General features: G+C 72.0%; 14 protein-coding genes and 1 pseudogene. 8 read left to right on the top strand and 7 right to left on the bottom strand.

Going from position 1 to position 20,324, the window contains the following annotated elements; translation table 11 throughout:
- Positions 1-82 (top strand): annotated as a pseudogene (locus tag AB0J08_RS24585) (transposase); the annotation flags it as partial.
- Between the two features lie 7 nt (positions 83-89).
- On the opposite strand, the gene AB0J08_RS24590 reads toward AB0J08_RS24585, so the two are convergent.
- Both AB0J08_RS24590 and AB0J08_RS24595 read right to left on the bottom strand, forming a co-directional pair.
- Complete coding sequence (locus tag AB0J08_RS24590) at positions 90-1,703, bottom strand: M4 family metallopeptidase (RefSeq protein WP_360638163.1); 1,614 nt, start codon at positions 1,701-1,703, stop codon at positions 90-92.
- Positions 1,704-2,129: 426 nt separating this feature from the next.
- Positions 2,130-3,767 (bottom strand): M4 family metallopeptidase, encoded by a 1,638-nt coding sequence (locus AB0J08_RS24595; protein WP_360638166.1) that lies wholly within the window; start codon positions 3,765-3,767, stop codon positions 2,130-2,132.
- A gap of 496 nt (positions 3,768-4,263) precedes the next feature.
- Between AB0J08_RS24595 and AB0J08_RS24600 the strand changes: the two genes are divergently transcribed.
- The 3 genes from AB0J08_RS24600 (at position 4,264) to AB0J08_RS24610 (ending at position 7,043) form a co-directional block, all read left to right on the top strand.
- Entirely contained in the window at positions 4,264-4,794 is a 531-nt protein-coding gene (locus AB0J08_RS24600; RefSeq protein WP_360638169.1) for a MarR family transcriptional regulator, read from the top strand.
- A gap of 26 nt (positions 4,795-4,820) precedes the next feature.
- A complete protein-coding gene (locus AB0J08_RS24605; protein ID WP_360638172.1) occupies positions 4,821-5,153 on the top strand; it encodes a DUF3817 domain-containing protein in 333 nt (110 codons plus the stop codon).
- A 204-nt stretch (positions 5,154-5,357) separates the two neighbouring features.
- Complete coding sequence (locus AB0J08_RS24610) at positions 5,358-7,043, top strand: methylmalonyl-CoA mutase family protein (protein ID WP_360638175.1); 1,686 nt, start codon at positions 5,358-5,360, stop codon at positions 7,041-7,043.
- A gap of 79 nt (positions 7,044-7,122) precedes the next feature.
- Here the strand turns inward: AB0J08_RS24610 and AB0J08_RS24615 are convergent, their stop codons facing one another.
- Positions 7,123-7,683 carry a TetR/AcrR family transcriptional regulator gene (locus AB0J08_RS24615; RefSeq protein WP_360638353.1) on the bottom strand — a complete coding sequence of 187 codons (561 nt, stop codon included), beginning with the start codon at positions 7,681-7,683 and terminating at the stop codon, positions 7,123-7,125.
- Between the two features lie 502 nt (positions 7,684-8,185).
- On the opposite strand from AB0J08_RS24615, the gene AB0J08_RS24620 reads away from it, so the two are divergent.
- The 4 genes from AB0J08_RS24620 (at position 8,186) to AB0J08_RS24635 (ending at position 12,687) form a co-directional block, all read left to right on the top strand.
- Positions 8,186-9,169 (top strand): tetratricopeptide repeat protein, encoded by a 984-nt coding sequence (locus tag AB0J08_RS24620; RefSeq protein ID WP_360638178.1) that lies wholly within the window; start codon positions 8,186-8,188, stop codon positions 9,167-9,169.
- A 709-nt stretch (positions 9,170-9,878) separates the two neighbouring features.
- On the top strand, positions 9,879-10,544 hold the full coding sequence (locus AB0J08_RS24625) for a DUF6230 family protein (protein ID WP_360638181.1): 666 nt from the start codon (positions 9,879-9,881) through the stop codon (positions 10,542-10,544).
- Positions 10,545-10,675: 131 nt separating this feature from the next.
- Positions 10,676-11,284, top strand: a complete 609-nt coding sequence (locus AB0J08_RS24630) for a DUF6114 domain-containing protein (RefSeq protein ID WP_360638184.1) — start codon at positions 10,676-10,678, stop codon at positions 11,282-11,284.
- Positions 11,281-12,687 carry a hypothetical protein gene (locus AB0J08_RS24635; protein WP_360638187.1) on the top strand — a complete coding sequence of 469 codons (1,407 nt, stop codon included), beginning with the start codon at positions 11,281-11,283 and terminating at the stop codon, positions 12,685-12,687. Before AB0J08_RS24630 ends, AB0J08_RS24635 begins: the two co-directional genes overlap by 4 nt.
- An 80-nt stretch (positions 12,688-12,767) precedes the next feature.
- On the opposite strand, the gene pyk is transcribed toward AB0J08_RS24635, so the two are convergent.
- From pyk to glgB, 4 genes are all read right to left on the bottom strand, one after another.
- Positions 12,768-14,195: a pyruvate kinase gene (gene pyk, locus AB0J08_RS24640; protein ID WP_360638190.1), complete on the bottom strand. Its 1,428-nt coding sequence runs from the start codon at positions 14,193-14,195 to the stop codon at positions 12,768-12,770.
- Between the two features lie 94 nt (positions 14,196-14,289).
- Complete coding sequence (locus AB0J08_RS24645) at positions 14,290-15,513, bottom strand: acetate kinase (protein WP_360638193.1); 1,224 nt, start codon at positions 15,511-15,513, stop codon at positions 14,290-14,292.
- Positions 15,510-17,687: a phosphate acetyltransferase gene (gene pta, locus AB0J08_RS24650; protein ID WP_360638196.1), complete on the bottom strand. Its 2,178-nt coding sequence runs from the start codon at positions 17,685-17,687 to the stop codon at positions 15,510-15,512. Before pta ends, AB0J08_RS24645 begins: the two co-directional genes overlap by 4 nt.
- A 170-nt stretch (positions 17,688-17,857) precedes the next feature.
- Positions 17,858-20,242, bottom strand: coding sequence for a 1,4-alpha-glucan branching protein GlgB (gene glgB, locus AB0J08_RS24655; RefSeq protein ID WP_360638199.1), 2,385 nt, complete (start codon positions 20,240-20,242; stop codon positions 17,858-17,860).
- Between the last annotated feature and the right edge of the window lie 82 nt (positions 20,243-20,324).

Consider the following 20,324-nt stretch of genomic DNA (forward strand, 5'->3'; position numbering starts at 1 on the left):
CCGCCGCTACATCATCTGGCGGAACAAGCACGCCGCCGACGAACGCCTACGCGCAGTCGTCGCCAGGGCGAACGTTGCTTGATGCGGCACTAGTTGACGTTCACCGCGCTCCAGGCCGCGGCCACCGCCGCGTACTGGGTGCTGGTGGTGCCGTAGAGGTCCCCCGCCGCCTTCAGGGTCGCCGTGCGGGCGGCCTTGTAGTTGGTGGTGGAGGTGAAGTACACGGTCAGCGCGCGGTACCAGATCGCGGCGGCCTTGTCCCGGCCGATGCCCGTGACGGTGGAGCCGTTGGAGGTCGGGCTGTTGTAGCTGACGCCGTTGATGGTCTTGGCGCCGCTGCCCTCGGCCAGCAGGTAGAAGAAGTGGTTGGCCACGCCCGAGGAGTAGTGGACGTCCACGTTGCCGACCCCGGAGTACCAGGAGTCCTTGGACGCGCCGTCCTTGGAGGGCTTGTCCATGTAGCGCAGCGGGGTGCCGTTGCCGTTGATGTTGAGCTTCTCGCCGATCAGGTAGTCCGGCACGTCGCTCGGCAGGTTGGCGTACCACTCGACCATGGTGCCGAAGATGTCCGAGGTGGCCTCGTTGAGGCCGCCGGACTCGCCGGAGTAGACCAGCCCGGCGGTGGCGGAGGTGACGCCGTGGGTCATCTCGTGGCCGGCCACGTCGATCGCGGTCAACGGGTTGGCGTTGCCGGACCCGTCGCCGTACGTCATGCAGAAGCAGGAGTCGCTCCAGAACGCGTTGACGTAGTTGGAGCCGTAGTGGACCCGGCTGCTCGCGCCGACGCCGTTGTTCTTGATGCCGCTGCGACCGAACTTGTTCTTGTAGTAGTCCCAGGTCGCGCCGGCCCCGAACTGGGCGTCCACCGCGGCGGACTGGGTGTTGGAGGCGAGGCCGTTGCCCCAGACGTTGTCCGCGTCGGTGTAGAGCGCGTTCCCGCTGGCGGCGTTGCCGGTCCACTGGTTGCCCCGCGAGGCGTCCTTGAGCTGGTAGCTCGTGCCGCTCTGGGTGGTGGTCAGGGTGACCGAGCCGACGTGGACGCCCTTGCCGCTGCCGGTCGCGGTCTGGATCTCCTCGTGGGTGGAGAGCACCTCGCCGGTGGCCGCGTCGGTGACCAGCCGCTGGCTGCTCGGGGTGCCGTCGGCCCGTTCGCCGCGGACCACGGTCTGGTACGCCAGCCGCGGGGTGCCGTCGGCCGCCCAGACCACCAGGGTGGCCGCGTCGGCGCCGTCGACCCGGCTGATCGCCGACTCGTCCTTGTCCGCGGCGATGCCGACGGTGGCCCGGACGGCGCCGAGTGCCTGGGCGCCGGCCTTGTCGGCGGAGAGCGCCGGGGTGAGGCTCGGCAGCGCGAGCTGCCCGCCGAAGGCCCGGTCCACCGAGGTGATCGAGCCGTTGGCCTTCTGGTGCACCACGAGGTCGCCGCCGAGGACCGGCAGACCGCCCAGCGTCCGCTCGTAGCGCAGGTGGCGGGTGCCGTCGGCGTCCACCACGGCGTCCTTGACGACCAGCCGCTCCTGGCCGCCGAGGGCCAGCGCCTGCGCGAGCGGCGCGGCCTCGCCGGAGGCCAGGGTGATCAGCGCGTCGCGCTGCTGCACCACCGAGGGGGCGGCGGCCTGGGCGGGGGCGGCGGCGACCTGGATGGCGCCGGCGAGCAGGGCGGTGGCGGAGAGTACGGCTCCGGCTGTCAGCTTTCGCTTCACGTACGGGGTTCCTTCCACGAAACCGCGTGTGCGCGGTCGCGCCGCATACCGGGGCGCCGGGGTTGGCGCCGTGGGGCGGTAGGGCGCTGACGTGCTGCTCCCGTGCGGTCCTTGACGGCCGGTCGGTGGGTGGGGGCGACGGCTGTCGAACGGGGCTTGGTCAGAAGCATGACAATGCAGTTCGTGAAAGGACAGGGCGCCACCGGCGATTGGCCAGGTCTCGCCAGCTGCCGGTACGCGTGGTTCGGGTGCGGCGGATGACCGCTTCGAGTGCTTCGTCCCGCTGGCGGGATCCCGCCAGCGGCCGCCCTTGTCGCCCGCCGCGCGGATTGCTACGGAGCCGGATCCACCCCCGCGCCGGTGCGGACGCGCGAACGCCCGGGGCCTCCCCTCCCAGTGAGGCCCCGGGCGTCCTTGGTACGGACGTCAGTTGACGTTGACGCCGCTCCACGCGGCCGCCACCGCGTTGTACTCGGCGCTGCCGGCGCCGTAGAGGTCCGACGCCGCGCTCAGCGTGCCGGTGCGGGCGGCCTTGTAGTTGGTGGTGGAGGTGAAGTACACGGTCAGCGCGCGGTACCAGATCGCGGCGGCCTTGTCCCGGCCGATGCCGGTCACCGTCGACCCGTTGGAGGTCGGGCTGTTGTAGCTGACGCCGTTGATGGTCTTGGCGCCGCTGCCCTCGGCCAGCAGGTAGAAGAAGTGGTTGCCGACGCCCGAGGAGTAGTGGACGTCCAGGCTGCCCACGCCGGAGGACCAGGAGTCGGCCGAGCCGCCGTCCTTGGAGGGCTTGTCCATGTAGCGCAGCGGGGTGCCGTCGCCGTTGAGGTCGATCTCCTCGCCGATCAGGTAGTCCGGCTTGTCGGTGGCGAGGTTGGCGTAGAACTCGACCATGGTGCCGAAGATGTCCGAGGTGGCCTCGTTGAGGCCGCCGGACTCGCCCGAGTAGTTCAGGCCGGCGGTGGCGGAGGTGACGCCGTGGGTCATCTCGTGGCCGGCCACGTCGATCTCGGTCAGCGGGTGGGTGTTGCTCGCGCCGTCACCGTACGACATGCAGAAGCACTGGTCGCTCCAGAACGCGTTCACGTAGTTCTTGCCGTAGTGAACGCGGCTGGTGGCGCCGACGCCGTTGTTCTTGATGCCGCTGCGACCGAAGGTGTTCTTGTAGAAGTCCCAGGTGGCCGCCGCGCCGAACTGCGCGTCCACCGCGGCCGACTGGCCGTTGGAGACGGTGCCGTCGCCCCAGGCGTTGTCCGCGTCGGTGTACAGCGTGCCCGAGCCGGAGGTCCGGTTCTTGAAGTCGACGGTGGACTGGCCGCCGCGGGAGGCGTCCTTCAGCGAGTAGCCGCCGGTGGCGGTGGAGGTGGTCAGCGGGACGCTGCCGACGAAGACGCCGTTGCCGGAGCCGGTCGCGGTCTGCACCTGCTCGTGGGTGGAGAGCACCTCGCCGGTGGCGGCGTCGGTGACCAGCAGCTGGCTGGACGGGGTGCCGTCGGCGCGGACGCCCTCGACGGTCGTCCGGTACGCCAGGCGCGGGTTGCCGTCCGCGGCCCAGACCACCAGCTGGGCGGCGCCGGTCTGGTGGACCTCGGTGAGCGGCGACTCGTCCTTGTCGGCGGTGATGCCGACGGTGGCCTGCACGGCGCCGGAGGCCTGCGCGGCCGCCTTGTCGGCGGGGATGGCCGGGGTGAGGCTCGGCACGGCTATCGACGCGGTGACGGCCTTGTCCACGGCCTTGACCGCACCGCCCGCGGCCTGGTGCACGACCAGGTCGCCGCCGAGGACGGGCAGGCCGGCGAAAGTGCGCTCGAAGCGGAGGTGGCGGGTGCCGTCGGCGTCCACCACGGCGTCCTTGGCGACCAGCTTCTCCTGGCCACCGAGGGCGAGCGCCTTGGCCAGCGGGTCGGCCTGACCCTTCGCCACGGCGAGGACGGCCTCGCGCTGCTGGGAGGCCTGGGCCTGCGCGGAGGGGGTCGGGGTGGCCTGGGCGGCGGTGCTCACCTGGATGACGCCGGTGAGGAGGGCGGTGGCGGAGAGTACGGCGCCGGCTGCGAGCTTTCGCTTCACGTACAGGGTCCTTCCGGGAAACCGCGGGTGTGCGGGCGCGCCTCGTCCCGGGGTGTCGGGGTTGACACCTGAGGGGCGGAACGGGCGCTGACGTGCTGCTCCGTGCGTTCGAGCGGCGGGGCCACCGGTGAGTGGGGCGGTGGCCTGCCGGACGGGGCTGGCCGAAAGCATGACAATCCAACAAGTGAAATGACAGGTCTTGTTCATCGATTGGCCAGGTCTCGCCAGCCCGGCGGAAGGTAAACGGGGCGACAAACCGGTCGAATCACCCCGCCTTGCAGCGGGTTACCGTCCGAACTGAGGCCTGACTGCGGGCCGAACGCCCACTCGGTGGCCAACCGCGCCCCGACGGAGGGCGATTGGCGGTGGTTCACACCCCCGCAATGTCCTGGTACGGACCTGGGCGTCCCGCTGGCGTGATCCCGCCACGTGTCGCGCTTGTCCACCATCAGGACGCCTGGTAACACCCGGAGCGCCCGCCGGTACGGTAAGAGGCGTGGCCAAGCCCCTCGCACTCGACTTCGATCCGATCGCCCGCGCCGACGAGCTGTGGACCCGCCGCTGGGGCGGAGTCCCCTCGATGGCGGCGATCACCTCGATCATGCGCGCCCACCAGATCCTGCTCGCGCGGGTGGACGCCGTGCTCAAGCCGTACGGGCTGACGTTCGCCCGCTACGAGGCGCTGGTGCTGCTCACCTTCAGCCGGACCGGGGAGCTCTCGCTGTCCAAGATCGGCGAGCGGCTGATGGTCCACCCGACCAGCGTCACCAACACCGTCGACCGCCTGGAGCGGGCCGGCCTGGTCGCCCGCCGGCCCAATCCACTGGACGGCCGCGGGGTGCTCGCGAGCATCACCGCCCGCGGTCGCGAGGTGGTGGAGGACGCCACCCGGGAGCTGATGGCGATGGAGTTCGGTCTGGAGGAGTACGGCGCCGACCAGTGCCGCCAGGTGTTCGAACTGCTCCGGCCGCTGCGGATCGCCGCCGGGGACTTCACCGAGCCGGACGAGGGGGCTGCGAAGGAGTAGCCGTGAAGACGGCTACCCTCGATGCCATGAAGCAGAGTGTGCTGACCCGCTACCGGGCCATGGCGTATGTCACGGGCGTCCTTCTGGTGCTGCTGACCGCCGGTGTGATCGCCAAGTACGTGCTCGACGTCTCGGGTGCGGCCGGCTTCACGACCGCAGTCGGCATCGCGCACGGCTGGCTGTACGTGGTCTACCTGGTGTTCGCCTTCGACCTGGGCACCAAGGCGAAGTGGCCGATCGGCAAGCTGGCCTGGGTGCTGCTGGCGGGCGTGGTCCCGACCGCCGCCTTCTTCGTCGAGCGCTCGGTGTCGCGCGAGGTCGCGCCGCTGATCGTCGCCCCGGAGCCCGTCGGCGCCTGATCGCGCGGCCTGCGAAGACCCCCCTCTCCCCGCGCGGGAAAGGGGGGTCTTCGGCGTTTCGTCCGCCCGTGCCGACCATGCCGCCCGTCCTGCCCGTACTGTCGCCATCGACAATTACTAGGACGTCCGAGTAAATTGGCAGGACGTCCTAACAGCTGTGCCGCCCATGTGCCATGGCGGCCGTACGGAGCGGAGTTCGGGGCCATGGACGCCGAGGAGATCGAGCGCGGACGGCAGCGCTGGCAGCAGCGGTACGACAGCGCCCGCAAGCGGGACGCGGACTTCACCACCCTCTCCGGCGACGAGGTCGAGCCGGTCTACGGCCCGCCCGCGGGGCAGCCGGTCGAGGGTTTCGAGCGGATCGGCTGGCCGGGCGAGTACCCGTACACCCGGGGGCTGCATGCCACCGGCTACCGGGGGCGGACGTGGACCATCCGCCAGTTCGCCGGCTTCGGCAACGCCGAGCAGACCAACGAGCGCTACCGGATGATCCTGGAGGCGGGCGGCGGCGGCCTCTCGGTCGCCTTCGACATGCCCACCCTGATGGGGTACGACTCCGACGACGCCAAGTCGCTCGGCGAGGTCGGCCACTGCGGTGTGGCGATCGACTCGGCCGCCGACATGGAGGTGCTCTTCAAGGGCATCCCGCTCGGTGAGGTCACCACCTCGATGACGATCAGCGGCCCGGCCGTCCCGATCTTCTGCATGTACCTGGTCGCCGCCGAGCGCCAGGGCGTCGACCCCGCGGTGCTCAACGGCACCCTGCAGACGGACATCTTCAAGGAGTACATCGCGCAGAAGGAGTGGCTCTTCGCTCCCGAGCCGCACCTGCGCCTGATCGGCGACCTGATGGCCTACTGCGCCGAGGGCATCCCGGCCTACAAGCCGCTCTCGGTCTCCGGCTACCACATCCGCGAGGCGGGGTCGACGGCCGCGCAGGAGCTGGCGTACACGCTGGCGGACGGCTTCGCCTACGTCGAGCTGGGCCTGTCCCGGGGGTTGGACGTGGACGTCTTCGCGCCCGGCCTCTCCTTCTTCTTCGACGCCCACCTCGACTTCTTCGAGGAGATCGCCAAGTTCCGTGCCGCGCGCCGGATCTGGGCCCGCTGGATGCGCGACCGCTTCGGTGCCCGGACGGACAAGGCGCAGTGGCTGCGCTTCCACACCCAGACCGCCGGTGTCTCGCTGACCGCCCAGCAGCCGTACAACAACGTGGTCCGCACCGCCGTCGAGGCCCTCTCGGCAGTGCTCGGCGGCACCAACTCGCTGCACACCAACGCCCTGGACGAGACCCTGGCGCTGCCCTCGGAGCAGGCCGCCGAGATCGCCCTGCGCACCCAGCAGGTGCTGATGGAGGAGACCGGCATCACCAACGTGGCCGACCCGCTGGGCGGCTCCTGGTACGTCGAGGCGCTCACCGACCGGATCGAGGAGCAGGCCGAGGCGATCTTCCGGCGGATCCTGGACAAGGGCCGCGAGGACCACGAGATCGGCCCGATCACCTCCGGCATCCTGCGCGGGATCGAGGAGGGCTTCTTCACCGGCGAGATCGCCGAGGCGGCCTTCCAGTACCAGCAGGGGGTCGAGAAGGGCGAGAAGCGGGTCGTCGGGGTCAACTGCCACCCGCGCAGCGTCACCCCGGAGCTGGAGATCCTGCGGGTCAGCCACGAGGTCGAGCGCGAGCAGGTCCGCGTCCTGGCCGAGCGCAAGGCCGGGCGGGACGAGGCGGCGGTGCGGGCCGGGCTGGACGCGATGCTCGCGGCGGCGCGCTCGGGCGCCTCGATGATCCCGCCGATGCTGGACGCGGTGCGGGCCGAGGCGACCCTGGGCGAGATCTGCAACGCGCTGCGCGAGGAGTGGGGCGTCTACCGGGAGACCGCCAGCTTCTGAGCCGCCCCGCGCACGTCCTGCCGATGGTGCCGAGAACCGCCCCGCACGCTCTTCGCGCGGGGCGGTTCTCGGCGTGCGGTCAGCCCGCGGCGAGGTGCGGGAACGGGCCGAGCAGCAGATCGGTGAAGCGGCTGATCCAGCCCGCGGTGATCGGCTCGCCGCTGACCAGTACCCGGTGCTCGACCGTCCCGGCGATGGTGTCGAAGATGATGTCGATCTCCTCGGCGGCCGTCGTCGGGTCGTCGTCGGGGGCGAGTTCGCCGCGCGCCTGGGCGGCGGCCCGGCCCTGTCGGACCAGGCGCTTCTGCGGGTCGACGATCGCCTCCCGGATCCGCTGGTGCAGCTGCCGGTCCCGGGTGCCCTCGGCGAACAGTGCGAGCAGGGCGGCCTGGGTCTCCGGGCGGGCCAGCAGATCGGCGAACTGGGCGACCACGGCTTCGATGTCGGCCCGCAGGCTGCCGAGGTCGGGCATCACCAGCTCGTCGAAGAGGGTGGCGACGGCGTCGACCACCAGCTCGTTCTTGGAGGGCCAGCGGCGGTACAGGGTGGTCTTGGCGACCTTGGCGCGGGCGGCCACGTGGCCCATGGTCAGCCCGCCCCAGCCGAGTTCGGCCAGGGCCTCGCGGGTGGCGCCGAGGATGGCGGTGTCGGCGGCGGCGCTGCGCGGTCGCCCCTTGGCCCGGGCGGTGGTGCCGTCGGGGCTCTCCGGGGCCCCTGCGGGGTCTTCACGGCCCGCCGGGCGCGCCGGGGTCGCGGGGGACTGGGGGGCCGGCACCGGGCCTCCTTGCGATGTACTGGTAAGTAACTTGGGTGGGGCAGGTAACGGTAGCGACTGTTCGTCGTCCGGGTCAGCCGGGGTGGTCGCGAAAGTGGGGCAGCTCACGTCCCGGGACACTCCGACGGGGTTGCGGCGGGGGCCCTCGGTCCAGTTACGCTACGACTCGTAGCGAAAGCAGTGACAACCAGGCGCCGCGACCCCGTGGGACGGGGGCGGCGCGGGTGCGGATGGGGATCCGCGCCGAACGGTTCAGGCTACCGGGGGACGGGTCGTCCACCTCGGGAATCGGTGCCGCGCAGCCCGCGTGGTGCGACTTTCCGGAGGTTGGTGCCCGCCAGCAGCACGGACGGGGGAGGATAGTGCCATGCAGCCACGGAATTCGCGTCTCAACAGCTCCGCTCTGCGCGGTGCGGTCGACCTCGCCGCAGTGAAGGCAGCCGGCGAGGCTGCCCAGAAGGCCGAGCAGGCCAGGGCCGAGCGGGCCCGCCAGGCGGAGGCCGGCATCGCCCCGGACCCGTCCGCGTACCCGCTCGTCATCGATGTCACCGAGGACACCTTCGAGACCGAGGTCGTCCAGCGCTCCACCGAAGTGCCGGTGGTCATCGACTTCTGGGCCGAGTGGTGCGAGCCCTGCAAGCAGCTCAGCCCGATGCTGGAGCGGCTGGCCGAGGAGTACGCGGGCCGGATCGTGCTCGCCAAGATCGATGTCGAGGCCAACCAGCTGCTCACCCAGCAGTTCGGCATCCAGGGCGTTCCGGCCGTGATGGCCGTGGTGGCGGGCCAGCTGGTGCCACTGTTCCAGGGTGCCGAGAGCGAGGCCAACGTCCGCAAGGTGCTGGACCAGCTGATCCTGGTCGCCGAGCAGCGCTTCGGCGTGGTGGGCGGCGCCGGGGCGCCGGCCGAGGCGCCGGGCGAGGCCGGCCCGTACCTGCCGGAGGACCCGGCCCTGGCGGCGGCGCACGAGGCGCTGGACCGGGGGGACCTCGGCGGTGCCATCCAGGCGTACCAGAACGTGCTGGTCGACGAGCCGGGCAACACCGAGGCCAAGCTCGGCCTGGCCCAGGCGGAGCTGCTGCGCCGGGTGGAGGGGCTGGACCTGGCGACGGTCCGCGCGGCGGCCGCGGCCGACCCGAAGGACGTCGAGGCCCAGTTGAAGGCGGCCGACCTGGACCTGGTGGGCGGTCATGTCGAGGACGCCTTCGGGCGCCTGGTGGCCACCGTCGGGCGGACCTTCGGCGAGGACCGGGACACCGTCCGACTCCGGCTCCTGGAGCTGTTCGAGGTGATCGGCAGTGAGGACCCGAGGGTGACGGCGGCGCGCGGCGCGCTGGCCCGCGTCCTGTTCTGACGGCCCTCGCCGGGCTCCTTCCGGCCCTTTCCTGGCACGGCGGATGACCTGCGGTGTCGCTGGTGATTTGGCGACAATCCGGTCATCGTGTCAGAGGTTTACCAAATCTTGACAACACCCGTGGACGGTCACTTCAGGTGACCGTCCACGGGTGTTTCGCTGGTGTTTCCGGTGGATTTCGTCCTCACGGTTCCTTCAATTCATCACTCTGGGTGCGCGGGGGGCCAATTCCATGATCGCCGCCATCCGATGTTGGATTACCCGTCAGTAATGAACCCCTTGTGCTTCGCCCGGGATTCAAGCAGCATCGGCGACGCCCGGTCCCAGACTCCGGCCCCCGACAAGCCGGTCGGCGGGAGGAGCGAGGAATCCCCACCGGGTGCGCCGTCGGCCCCGGCCGACGGTGGGAGGGCAGGGGGGTATCCGCGGTCCCACGGCGGTTCCTGTCCTTCGATCCGGCCGCGCGGCCCGCGCGGTCGCTGGTTGTCGCTCGGGGGTGATCGCCGATGTCGTCGGTCCTGCCCGCCGCCCCGCAGGGGTGGTCGGTGAAGGGACGGGAGTGCCGCTGTGTGCCGGCCGCTCCCGCGTCCGACGGCACCCATGGCGCTCTCCGCTACCGAGGACGTAGCTCTCTCCCATCCCAGGCCCCCACCGGTGCGGGACGCACCGCCGGGGAGCCGGAGATGTACGTCCTAGAAGGAGGACTCGCATGTCCCAGACCTACGGCAAGACCCGCTGGAAGCGCTTCGCCCTCGTGATGGTGCCCAGCCTCGCGGCCACCGCCGCGGTGGGCGTCGCGCTGGCGAACAACGCGCTGGCGGCTTCGTTCAGCGTCTCCGGCCAGAACTTCAAGGTCTCCACCCAGGAGCTGCACGGCACGAACTTCGCGCAGTTCGGCTCGATCGACGCCGAGTCCAACGGCACGCCGCACCCGGTCGCCGTCTCGGCGTTCGACGAGGCCCGGATCAAGGGCCTGTGCCAGTCGGTGGTGACGGACCCGAACATCATCCCCGGCCTGCCGTGGAAGCTGCCGAAGATCACCCTGCGCCTCGAGGCCGGCAACAGCGAGGACCCGGAGAAGCAGGTCAGCGCCAAGAACCTGCTGATCGACCTCGACCAGCTCAACGCGGACGCCACCTTCACCAACATCAACATCGGCCAGGACGCCTCCACCCTGAAGGGCACCGCCACCCAGGGCTGGAAGTCCCGGCTCGGCACCGGTCTGCCCTCCGGCGGCACCGGCTTCGCCCAGGCCGCCGACAAGGCCGACCTGTCGAACGTGCAGCAGACCGCCTGGGCCACCTCGGCCGGCACCTTCAAGCTCCAGGGCCTGAAGCTCGCGCTGCACACCGACGGCGGGCACGAGTGCTTCTAGGCCGTTGACCGGCGGCGGGCTCCGGGCCCGCCGCCGACCGCGGTACCCGGGGGGCCGGGGCGGTGCGCGCGCCGCTCCCGGTCCTCCCCCTCCCGTTTTTCGCCTCGTTCACACCATCGAGGAGCTGCACCGTGTCCAGCGCCCTTGCCGAGTTCCGGCCCGCCGAGCACGAGAACCCCGCCCAGTGGGTGCGTCGGGTGTTCCGTACCTTCCGCCGGTCCCGGCCGTTCTACGGCGGCCTGCTGGCCATGATCGCCGGCGTTCCGATCATGTACTTCCCGTACGCCAAGCTGTCGTTGAGCGGCATGACCGTGCAGATGGCCACCACCGGCGGCGCCGGGTCGCTGATCATCGGCGTCCTGCTGATCGTGCTGGGGCTGACCGCCTGGTTCCAGCCGGCCGTCCGGTTCTTCGCGGGTGTCGCCACCACCCTGCTCACCCTGATCTCGGTCCCGGTCTCCAACCTCTCCGGATTCGGGCTGTCGCTGCTGCCGGGCCTGATCGGCGGCGGGCTGATGCTCGCCTGGGCGCCGAACCCGCCCGAGGAGGCCCGGGCCGCCGAGGCCGGCACCGCCGCGTCGACGGCCACCGAGCCCACCGCGCCCGCCACCACCGAGAACGCCGCCGCCGAGCCCGCCACCGCGCCGCTGCCGGTCGTCCCCGCGCAGGCCGGGCCGTCGGCCCCGGCCGCCGCCGACGTCCCGCCGCAGCAGAGCGGTGAGCAGAAGGAGGCACGGTGACCGCCTCGCAGGAGCAGCAGGGCGGTCCGGGCCTGCCGGAGCAGCGTTCCGCGCGGCACGCGGCGCCCCGCACACCCGTCCGGGTCCGGCTCAGGGGCCGCGCGCTGGCGATGGCCGCGGTGCCGACCGCCCTGCTGATGGCCGCCGCCTACACGCCGAACGCCGCGATCGCCGAGACCGCCGCGGGCAAGCCGTGCGCGACGGCGCCCGACGTCGCCCCGCAGCCGCCGACGGTGGCGGAGACACCCGTGCCCAAGAGCGAGCTGCCCCCGCCGCTGCCCGGCCCGTCCGTGCCGCTGCCCGCCACCACGCCGGCCGCGCCGACCGCCTCGCCGACCGCCGCGCCGTCGAGCGGTCCGACGAGCGCGCCCACGACGGCTGCCACGACGCCGGCGACCCCGACGACACCCACGACGCCCGCGTCGACGCCCGCGTCGGGCCCCGTCAGGTCCGCGACCACCGGCGGCTCCGGCGGGGTCGTCCAGGCCGGGCTGATCGGCGACATCGTCGGCGGCATCACCAACCTGATCCTCCCGAGCGGTTCACCGAGCCCGTCGGCGTCCGCGACCACCGCGAGCCCGACGCCGTCGACGCCCGCCGCGCCCGCCGCGGTTGCCCCGGCCGCCGCGGCCGCGGGCACCCGGACGCCCACCGCACCCGCGCCGCCGTCCGCCGCCGCCACGACGCCGCCGGCCGTCCCGTCGGGTGCGCAGAGCCCGTCCGCCGCGCCGACCCCGAGCGGCAGGGCGAGCGGCACCGCCAAGCCGTCCGCGGGTGCCAAGGCCGGCGGTTCGGCCACCCCGACCGCGTCGTCCTCGCGGTCCGCCTCGTCCTCGCCGAGCGCCGACCCGAACTGCCTGGTCCCGATGAAGGGCCTGGCCGCGGGCGCGAGGCCGGACAACCCGATCCTCGTCCCGGACCAGAACTGGACCCTGCAGACCAGCCGGCTGACCCTGAACCACGCCGTCCTGATGGGAGTGGTCGACGTCCAGACGCCGACCACCACCAAGCGGGTGCTGAAGTTCGTGGTCGAGAGCGTGGACATCGAGAACCTCGACATGTCGACGCTGGAGGGCAACGGCAAGACCTTCCACGTCAAGGGCGCGCCGGGCTCGGTCTCCACCATGCGCCAGGGCCCGGTCACGATGTACGTGGAGAAGCTCTCCGGCCACCTGTCCCAGGTGCTCGGCATCCCGATCCCGATCGACCTCGGCGAGCTCACCCTCACCCCCGACGGTCCGCTGCCGCAGTGGCTGTACGACCTGATCGGCAAGCTGGAGATCCCGCTCTGGATGCAGATGACCGGTGTCACCGCGATCCAGTCCGGGCAGTTCGGCGGCACGCTGAAGATCCCCGGCATGCAGCTCTTCAACGACGACAAGCCCTACGTCGGCAACAAGTAGGCCGGTGTGCCGTGAAACGCCCGTGGGGCGGCCCCTCCGTCGAGGAGGGACCGCCCCACGGGCGTTTCACGGACCGGGTGTCACTCGCTCCGGGTGCCCAGGTGGTGGACCTGGACCATGTTGGTGTTGCCGGGGACGCCGGGGGGCGAGCCGGCGGTGACGATGACGGTGTCGCCCTGGTCCAGCTGGCCGATCTTGAGCAGCTCGCGGTCGACCTGGGCCACCATCTCGTCGGTGGAGCCGACCTGCTCGGTGACGTGCGCCTCGACGCCCCAGCTCAGCGAGAGCTGGTTGCGGGTGGCGTTGTCCGGGGTGAACGCGATCACCGGGATCGGCGAGCGGTAGCGGGAGAGCCGGCGCGCGGTGTCACCGGACTTGGTGAACGCGACCAGCGCCTTGCCGTTGAGGAAGTCGCCCAGCTCGCACGCGGCGCGGGCGATCGAGCCGCCCTGGGTGCGCGGCTTGCGGCCCGGGTTCAGCGGCTGGAGGCCCTGCGAGAGCAGCTCCTCCTCGGCCTTCTCGGCGATCCGGCTCATGGTGCGGACCGTCTCGATCGGGTACTTGCCCACGCTGGACTCGGCGGACAGCATGACCGCGTCGGTGCCGTCCAGGATCGCGTTGGCGACGTCGGAGACCTCGGCGCGGGTCGGGCGCGAGGCGTGGATCATCGACTCCATCATCTGGGTGGCGACGATCACCGGCTTGGCGTTGCGGCGGGCCAGCGTGATCAGGCGCTTCTGGACCAGCGGCACCCGCTCCAGCGGGTACTCGACGGCCAGGTCGCCGCGGGCGACCATGATGGCGTCGAAGGCGAGGACGATCTCCTCCATGGCCTCGACGGCCTGCGGCTTCTCGATCTTGGCGATGACCGGCACCCGGATGCCGACCGCGTCCATGACCTCGTGGACGTCCTTGATGTCGGCCGCGTTGCGGACGAAGGAGAGGGCGACCATGTCGACGCCCAGCTCCAGCGCGAAGCGCAGGTCGTCCTTGTCCTTCTCGGACAGGGCGGGCACGTTCACGGCCGCGCCGGGCAGGTTGATGCCCTTGTTGTTCGAGAGCACGCCGCCCTCGACGACCACGGTCTTCACCTGCGGGCCGTCGACGCTGACGACCTCCAGGGCGATGACGCCGTCGTTGATCAGGATCGGGTCGCCGGGCTTCACGTCGCCGGGCAGGCCCTTGTAGGTGGTCCCGCAGATGTGCTGGTCGCCGGGGACGTCCTCGGTGGTGATGATGAACTCGTCACCGTTGTCGACGGTCACCGGACCGTTGGCGAAGGTGGCCAGGCGGATCTTGGGACCCTGGAGGTCGGCAAGGACGCCGATGGCCTTGCCGGTGTCCTCCGAGACCTGGCGGACCTTTCGGTACCGCTCCTCGTGGTCCGCGTGGGTGCCGTGGCTCATGTTGAGTCGGGCGACGTTCATGCCCGCCTCGACGATGGCCTTCAGCTGTTCGTAGGAGTCCGTGGCCGGACCCAGGGTGCAGACAATTTTCGCTCGGCGCATATGGATCAGTCTATCCGTTCGTGTTATATGTGCATTCGGCCCGAAGCGTGAGGAATCGCCGACGAAGGATTCCGAGGAGTGAGACGACGGTGGGTCAGCCCCCGGACTGCCCGGACTGCCGGTGCACCAGGGCGAAGGCCTGTCGCGCGATCTCCAGTTCCTCGTCGGTGGGTACCACGGCGACCGCGACCCGGCCGTAGGCGGGCGAGATGATCCGGGCCTCGCCGGAGCGCACCGAGTTCAGCTCGGGGTCCACCGCGATGCCCAGCTCCTCCAGCCCGGCCGTGGCCGCTGCCCGCACCGGAGCCGCATTCTCGCCGACGCCGGCCGTGAACGCGATGGCGTCGACCCGGCCGAGCACCGCGTAGTAGCCGCCGATGTACTTGCGCAGCCGGTGGATGTAGGCGTCGAACGCCAGCCGGGCGTCCGCGTCCCCCTCCTCGGCCCGCCGCATGATCTCGCGCATGTCGTTGTCGCCGCAGAGCCCCAGCAGGCCGCTGCGGCGGTTGAGCAGGTCGTCGATCTCGTCGATCGAGAGCCCGCCCACCCGGTGCAGGTGGAACACCACGCCCGCGTCGACATCACCCGAACGAGTGCCCATCACCAGGCCCTCCAGGGGTGTCAGGCCCATCGAGGTGTCCACGCAGCGGCCACCGGCGACCGCCGAGGCGGAGGCGCCGTTGCCCAGGTGCAGCACGATCACGTTCACCTCGGCCGGGTCCTTGCCGAGCAGTCGGGCGGTGGCCCGCGAGACGTACTGGTGCGAGGTGCCGTGGAAGCCGTAGCGGCGCACCCGGTGCTGGTCCGCGACCGCCCGGTCCACCGCGTACCGGGCCGCGTACTCCGGCATCGAGGCGTGGAAGGCGGTGTCGAAGACGGCGACCTGCGGCAGGTCCGGGCGCAGCGCGCGGGCCACCTCGATACCGGTGATGTTGGCCGGGTTGTGCAGCGGGGCGACCGGGATCAGCCGGCGGATCTCCTTGAGCACGTCGTCGGTGATCACGGTCGGCTCGGTGAACCGCAGGCCGCCGTGGACCACCCGGTGGCCGATCGCGGCCAGCTCGGGGGAGTCCAGTCCGATGTCGTCGGCGGCGAGCTCCTCGGCGACGGCCTTCAGGGCGGCGAAGTGGTCGGGGAAGACCTGGAGCGCCTCGCGCTTCTGGCCGGAGCGCGCGGTGTGCACCAGTCGGCCGTTCGCCTCGCCGATCCGCTCGACCAGGCCGGAGGCCAGTCGGGCGCCGTCCAGCATGTCGATGAGCTGGTACTTCACCGACGAGGAGCCGGCGTTCAGGACCAGGACGCGGGTGCCTTCGCTCATGCCCGGACTCCTTCGGTGCCGTCCTGCGGCGGGACGGTGGGGCCGGGCCGGCCGCCGTGCTCCTGCGACTGGATGGCGGTGATCGCGACGGTGTTGACGATGTCCTCGACCAGCGCGCCGCGCGAGAGGTCGTTGACGGGCTTGCGCAGTCCCTGGAGGACCGGGCCGACCGCCACCGCGCCGGCCGAACGCTGGACCGCCTTGTAGGTGTTGTTGCCGGTGTTGAGGTCGGGGAAGATCAGCACGGTGGCCCGGCCGGCCACCGGCGAGCCCGGCAGCTTGGTGGCCGCGACATGGGCGTCCACCGCCGCGTCGTACTGGATCGGGCCCTCGACCAGGATGTCCGGCCGCAGGGCGCGGACCAGCTCGGTGGCCTTGCGGACCTTGTCGACGTCGGCGCCGGAGCCGGAGGTGCCGGTGGAGTAGGAGAGCATCGCGACCCGGGGCTCGACGCCGAACTGGGCGGCGGTGGCGGCGGACTGGATGGCGATGTCGGCGAGCTGCTGGGCGTCCGGGTCGGGGTTGACCGCGCAGTCGCCGTAGACCAGCACCTTGTCGGCCAGGCACATGAAGAAGACGCTCGACACGATGGCCGCGCCCGGCGCGGTCTTGATCACTTCGAAGGCGGGCCGGATGGTGGCGGCGGTGGAGTGCACCGCGCCGGAGACCATGCCGTCGGCGATGCCCTCCTGGACCATCAGGGTGCCGAAGTAGCTGACGTCGGTGACGACGTCCAGCGCCAGCTCGACGGTCATGCCCTTGTGGGCGCGCAGCCTGGCGTACAGCTCGGCGAACTGCCGGCGCAGCGGGCTGGTGGCCGGGTCGACGATCCGGACGTGGACCCCGTCGGCCGCCTGGTCCGCCCCGGTCTGCGGGAGGTCGATGCCGAGGGCGGCGGCCTTGCGGCGCACCGCGTCGACGTCGCCGAGCAGGGTGAGGTCGCAGATGTTGCGGCGGAGCAGGACTTCGGCGGCGCGCAGCACCCGCTCCTCGGTGCCCTCGGGGAGGACGACGTGCCGGCGCCCTCCTCTGGCCCGCTCCAGCAGCGCGTGCTCGAACATCATCGGGGTGACCCGCTCGGTCCGGCCGACCTCGATGCGGGTGGTCAGCTCGGCCGTGTCCACGTGGAGTTCGAAGAGGCCGAGGGCTATCTCGGCCTTCCGCGGGCTGGCCGCGGAGAGCTTGCCCTCCAGATGGGTGAGGGCGGCGGCGGTGATCCAGCTGCCCTCGGGGACGACCGCGACCGGGGTGCCGGGGGCCAGCCGGGCGGCCAGCGCCATCACGTTCGGGCCGGGGTGCTGGCCGAGCGTCAGCAGCACGCCGGCGATGGGCGGGGCGCCCGCGGCGTGCGCGGCCAGCGAGCCGATCACCAGATCGGCGCGGTCCCCGGGGGTGACCACCAGGGCGCCCTCGGTCAGCGCGTCCAGGAAGGTCGGCAGCATGGCGCCGCCGAAGACGAAGCCGCGGACGTCGCGGGCCAGGCCGGCGGCGTCGCCGATCAGGACCTCGGCGCCGGTGGCCTCGACCAGCTGGGCGACGGTCGGCGCGGCCAGCGCCGGCTCCTCCGGGATGACGTAGGCGGGGATCGGCAGCTTCTCGGTGAGCGTGCGCTGGATCCGCTGCTTGGCGCCGGGGGCGACCCGGTTGGCGACCATCGCCAGGGTCTCGCAGCCGAGGTCGGTGTAGGCGCGGTGGGCGTTGCGGACCTCGGCGATCACGGCCGCCGGGTCCTCCGAGTGGCCGCCGACCACCGGCAGCACCGCGGCGCCGAACTCGTTGGCGAGCCGGGCGTTGAAGGCCAGCTCGTCGGGGATGTTGGTGTCCGCGAAGTCGGTGCCGAGCACCAGTACCGCCTGGCAGCGCCGCTCCAGCGCCCGGAACCGGTCGACGAGGGTGGAGACCAGCTCGTCCTGGCCCTGGGCGGCCTGGAGGGCGGCCGCCTCCTCGTAGGTGAGGCCGTAGAGCTCGGCGGCCGGCAGGTCGACCCGGTAGCGGGTGCGCAGCAGCTCGACGACGTGGTCGGAGCCGCGCTCGCCGGGCGCGTGGGCGTGCACCAGGGGCCGGAACACCCCGACCCGGTCCACCTGGCGGGTGAGCAGTTCCATGACCCCGAGCTCGACGGCCTGCCGGCCGTCCCCCCGGTCGATCCCGGTCACGTACACGCTGCGCGCCACGTGGGTCTCTCCGTCCCTCGTCTCAGCAAGTGGTCATATCGACCATACCTTCGCACTGCGAACCCCTGTTCGCGAGCAGAGGCACCCGAGGGGGGCAAGGGCCGGAGGTCCCGGTGGAGGCCCGGTGCGGCCGGCGCCGGAATCGGTCTTCGGCGCCGGCCGGGCCCCGGTCAGGCCGGGCGGAGCCAGAGGGTGGCGAGCGGGGGGAGGACGAGTTCGGCGCTGCGGGGCTGGTCGTTCCAGGGGACGGACTCGGTCTTCACCGGGTGGGAGTTGCCGATGCCGGCGCCGCCGTAGGTCTCGGCGTCGGTGTTCAGCACCTCCTCCCAGAGCTGCTCGCGGCCGTCGAGGGCGGGCAGTCCGACCCGGTGGCCGTGGCGGACGACGGGGGAGAAGTTGCAGACGGCGACCAGCGGGGTGCCGTCGGCGGCGTACCGGACGAAGGAGAGCAGGTTGTCCTCGGCCGCGCCGCCGTCCAGCCAGCGGAAGCCGTCCGGGGTGGTGTCCTGCTCCCAGAGCGCGGGGGCGTCGAGGTAGTGGCGGTTGAGGTCGCGGACCAGGCGTCGCACCCCGAGGTGCTCCTGGGCGGCCGGCCACGCCTGCTCGTCGAGTACCCACCACTGCGGGCCCTGCTCGTGGTCCCACTCCGCACCCTGGGCGAACTCCTGTCCCATGAAGAGGAGTTGCTTGCCCGGGTGGGCCCACATGAAGCCCAGGTAGGCGCGGTGGTTGGCGCGCTGCTGCCACCAGTCGCCGGGCATCTTGGACACCAGCGCCTGCTTGCCGTGCACCACCTCGTCGTGCGAGATCGGCAGGACGTAGTTCTCGGAGTAGGCGTACACCATCGAGAAGGTGATCTCGTTGTGGTGGTACTTGCGGTGCACCGGCTCCTTGGACATGTAGACCAGCGAGTCGTGCATCCACCCCATGTTCCACTTCAGGCCGAAGCCCAGGCCGCCGCCGTCGGTGGGCCGGGTGACGCCGTCCCAGGCGGTGGACTCCTCGGCGATGGTGACCACGCCGGGGCAGCGCCGGTAGACGGTGGCGTTCATCTCCTGCAGGAAGGCGGCCGCGTCCAGGTTCTCCCGGCCGCCGTACCGGTTGGGCGTCCAGGCGCCGCCCTCGCGGGAATAGTCGAGGTAGAGCATCGAGGCGACGGCGTCCACCCGCAGGCCGTCGATGTGGAACTCCTCGCACCAGTACACCGCGTTGGCGACCAGGAAGTTGCGCACCTCGGTCCGGCCGTAGTCGAACTCCAGGGTGCCCCAGTCGGGGTGCTCGGCGCGCAACGGGTCGGCCGGCTCGTACAGCGGCTCGCCGTCGAAGCGGGCGAGGGCGAAGTCGTCCTTGGGGAAGTGCGCGGGCACCCAGTCGACGATCACCCCGATGCCGTGCCGGTGCAGGGTGTCGACCAGGTGGCGGAAGTCGTCCGGGCTGCCGAGCCGGGCGGTGGGGGCGTAGTAACCGGACACCTGGTAGCCCCAGGAGCCGCCGAACGGGTGCTCCATCACCGGCATGAGCTCCACGTGGGTGAAGTTCAACTCCTTGAGATACTTGGGTAGTTCGTCGGCGATCGCTCGGTAGGTGGTGAGGTCGGGCCGCCAGGACGGCAGGTGCAGCTCGTAGACCGACATCGGCGACCGGTGGTGCGCGGCGCGGGCCCGGCGGGCCATCCACTCGCCGTCCTGCCAGCGGTAGGCGGAGGAGGTGACGACCGAGGCGGTGCCCGGCGGGCACTGCGCGGCCCGGGCCAGCGGGTCGGCCTTGTCGAGTACCCAGCCCTGCCGGGTGCGGATCTCGTACTTGTACTGGGCGCCCTCGGCCAGGCCCGGCACGAACAGCTCCCAGACTCCGGACGAGCCGAGCGAGCGCATCGGGTACGCGGTGCCGTCCCAGTGGTTGAAGTCCCCGATCAGCCGGACGCCCACCGCGTTCGGCGCCCAGACCGCGAAGGCGGTGCCGGACACCCCGTCGACGGTGCGCACGTGCGAGCCGAGCGCCCGCCAGAGCTGCTCGTGCCGGCCCTCGGAGATCAGGTGCAGGTCCAGCTCGCCGAGGGTGGGCGCGGTGCGGTAGCCGTCGTGCTGCCGGAGCGGCTCGCCGCCGGGGTAGGTCACCAGCAGCCGGTACTCGGGCACCCCGGCGCCGGCCAGCAGGCCGGTGAAGAGGCCGTTCTGCTGGTGGGTGAGCTCGGCCGGGCCGTGCGCGGTCTCCACCACCACCCGCTCCGCGAAGGGGCGCAGCACCCGGATCGCGGTGCCGCCGTGCACCGGGTGGGCGCCGAGCAGGCCGTGCGGGTCGTGGTGCAGGCCGGCGACCAGCCGGTCCACCTCGGCCGGCGGCAGTGGCGCCTCGGGCAGCCGCAGTGCTCCGGCCGGCGCGGCGGCCGGGCCGTCGGGGGCGGGGGCGGGGACGGGGGCGGCGGCGGACGCCGGGGGCCGCGGTTCGGCCCGCCGGGCCGCCGTCGACGGCTCGCGCTGGGGGGAGTCCGGGCCCGCCAGGAAGGTGGCAGGCACGGTACGGGTGGTGCGGCCGGGCGGGTCGAGCGGCGTCACGGCGTGGTCCTCCTGCGGAATCGGGGTGGCCGGGGGCGTCGGTGGCGGGGGTGGGAGTCCTCCGCGGTCGGGCGCGGAGCGG

Source organism: Kitasatospora sp. NPDC050463, from assembly GCF_040655255.1.
Lineage (GTDB): Bacteria > Actinomycetota > Actinomycetes > Streptomycetales > Streptomycetaceae > Kitasatospora.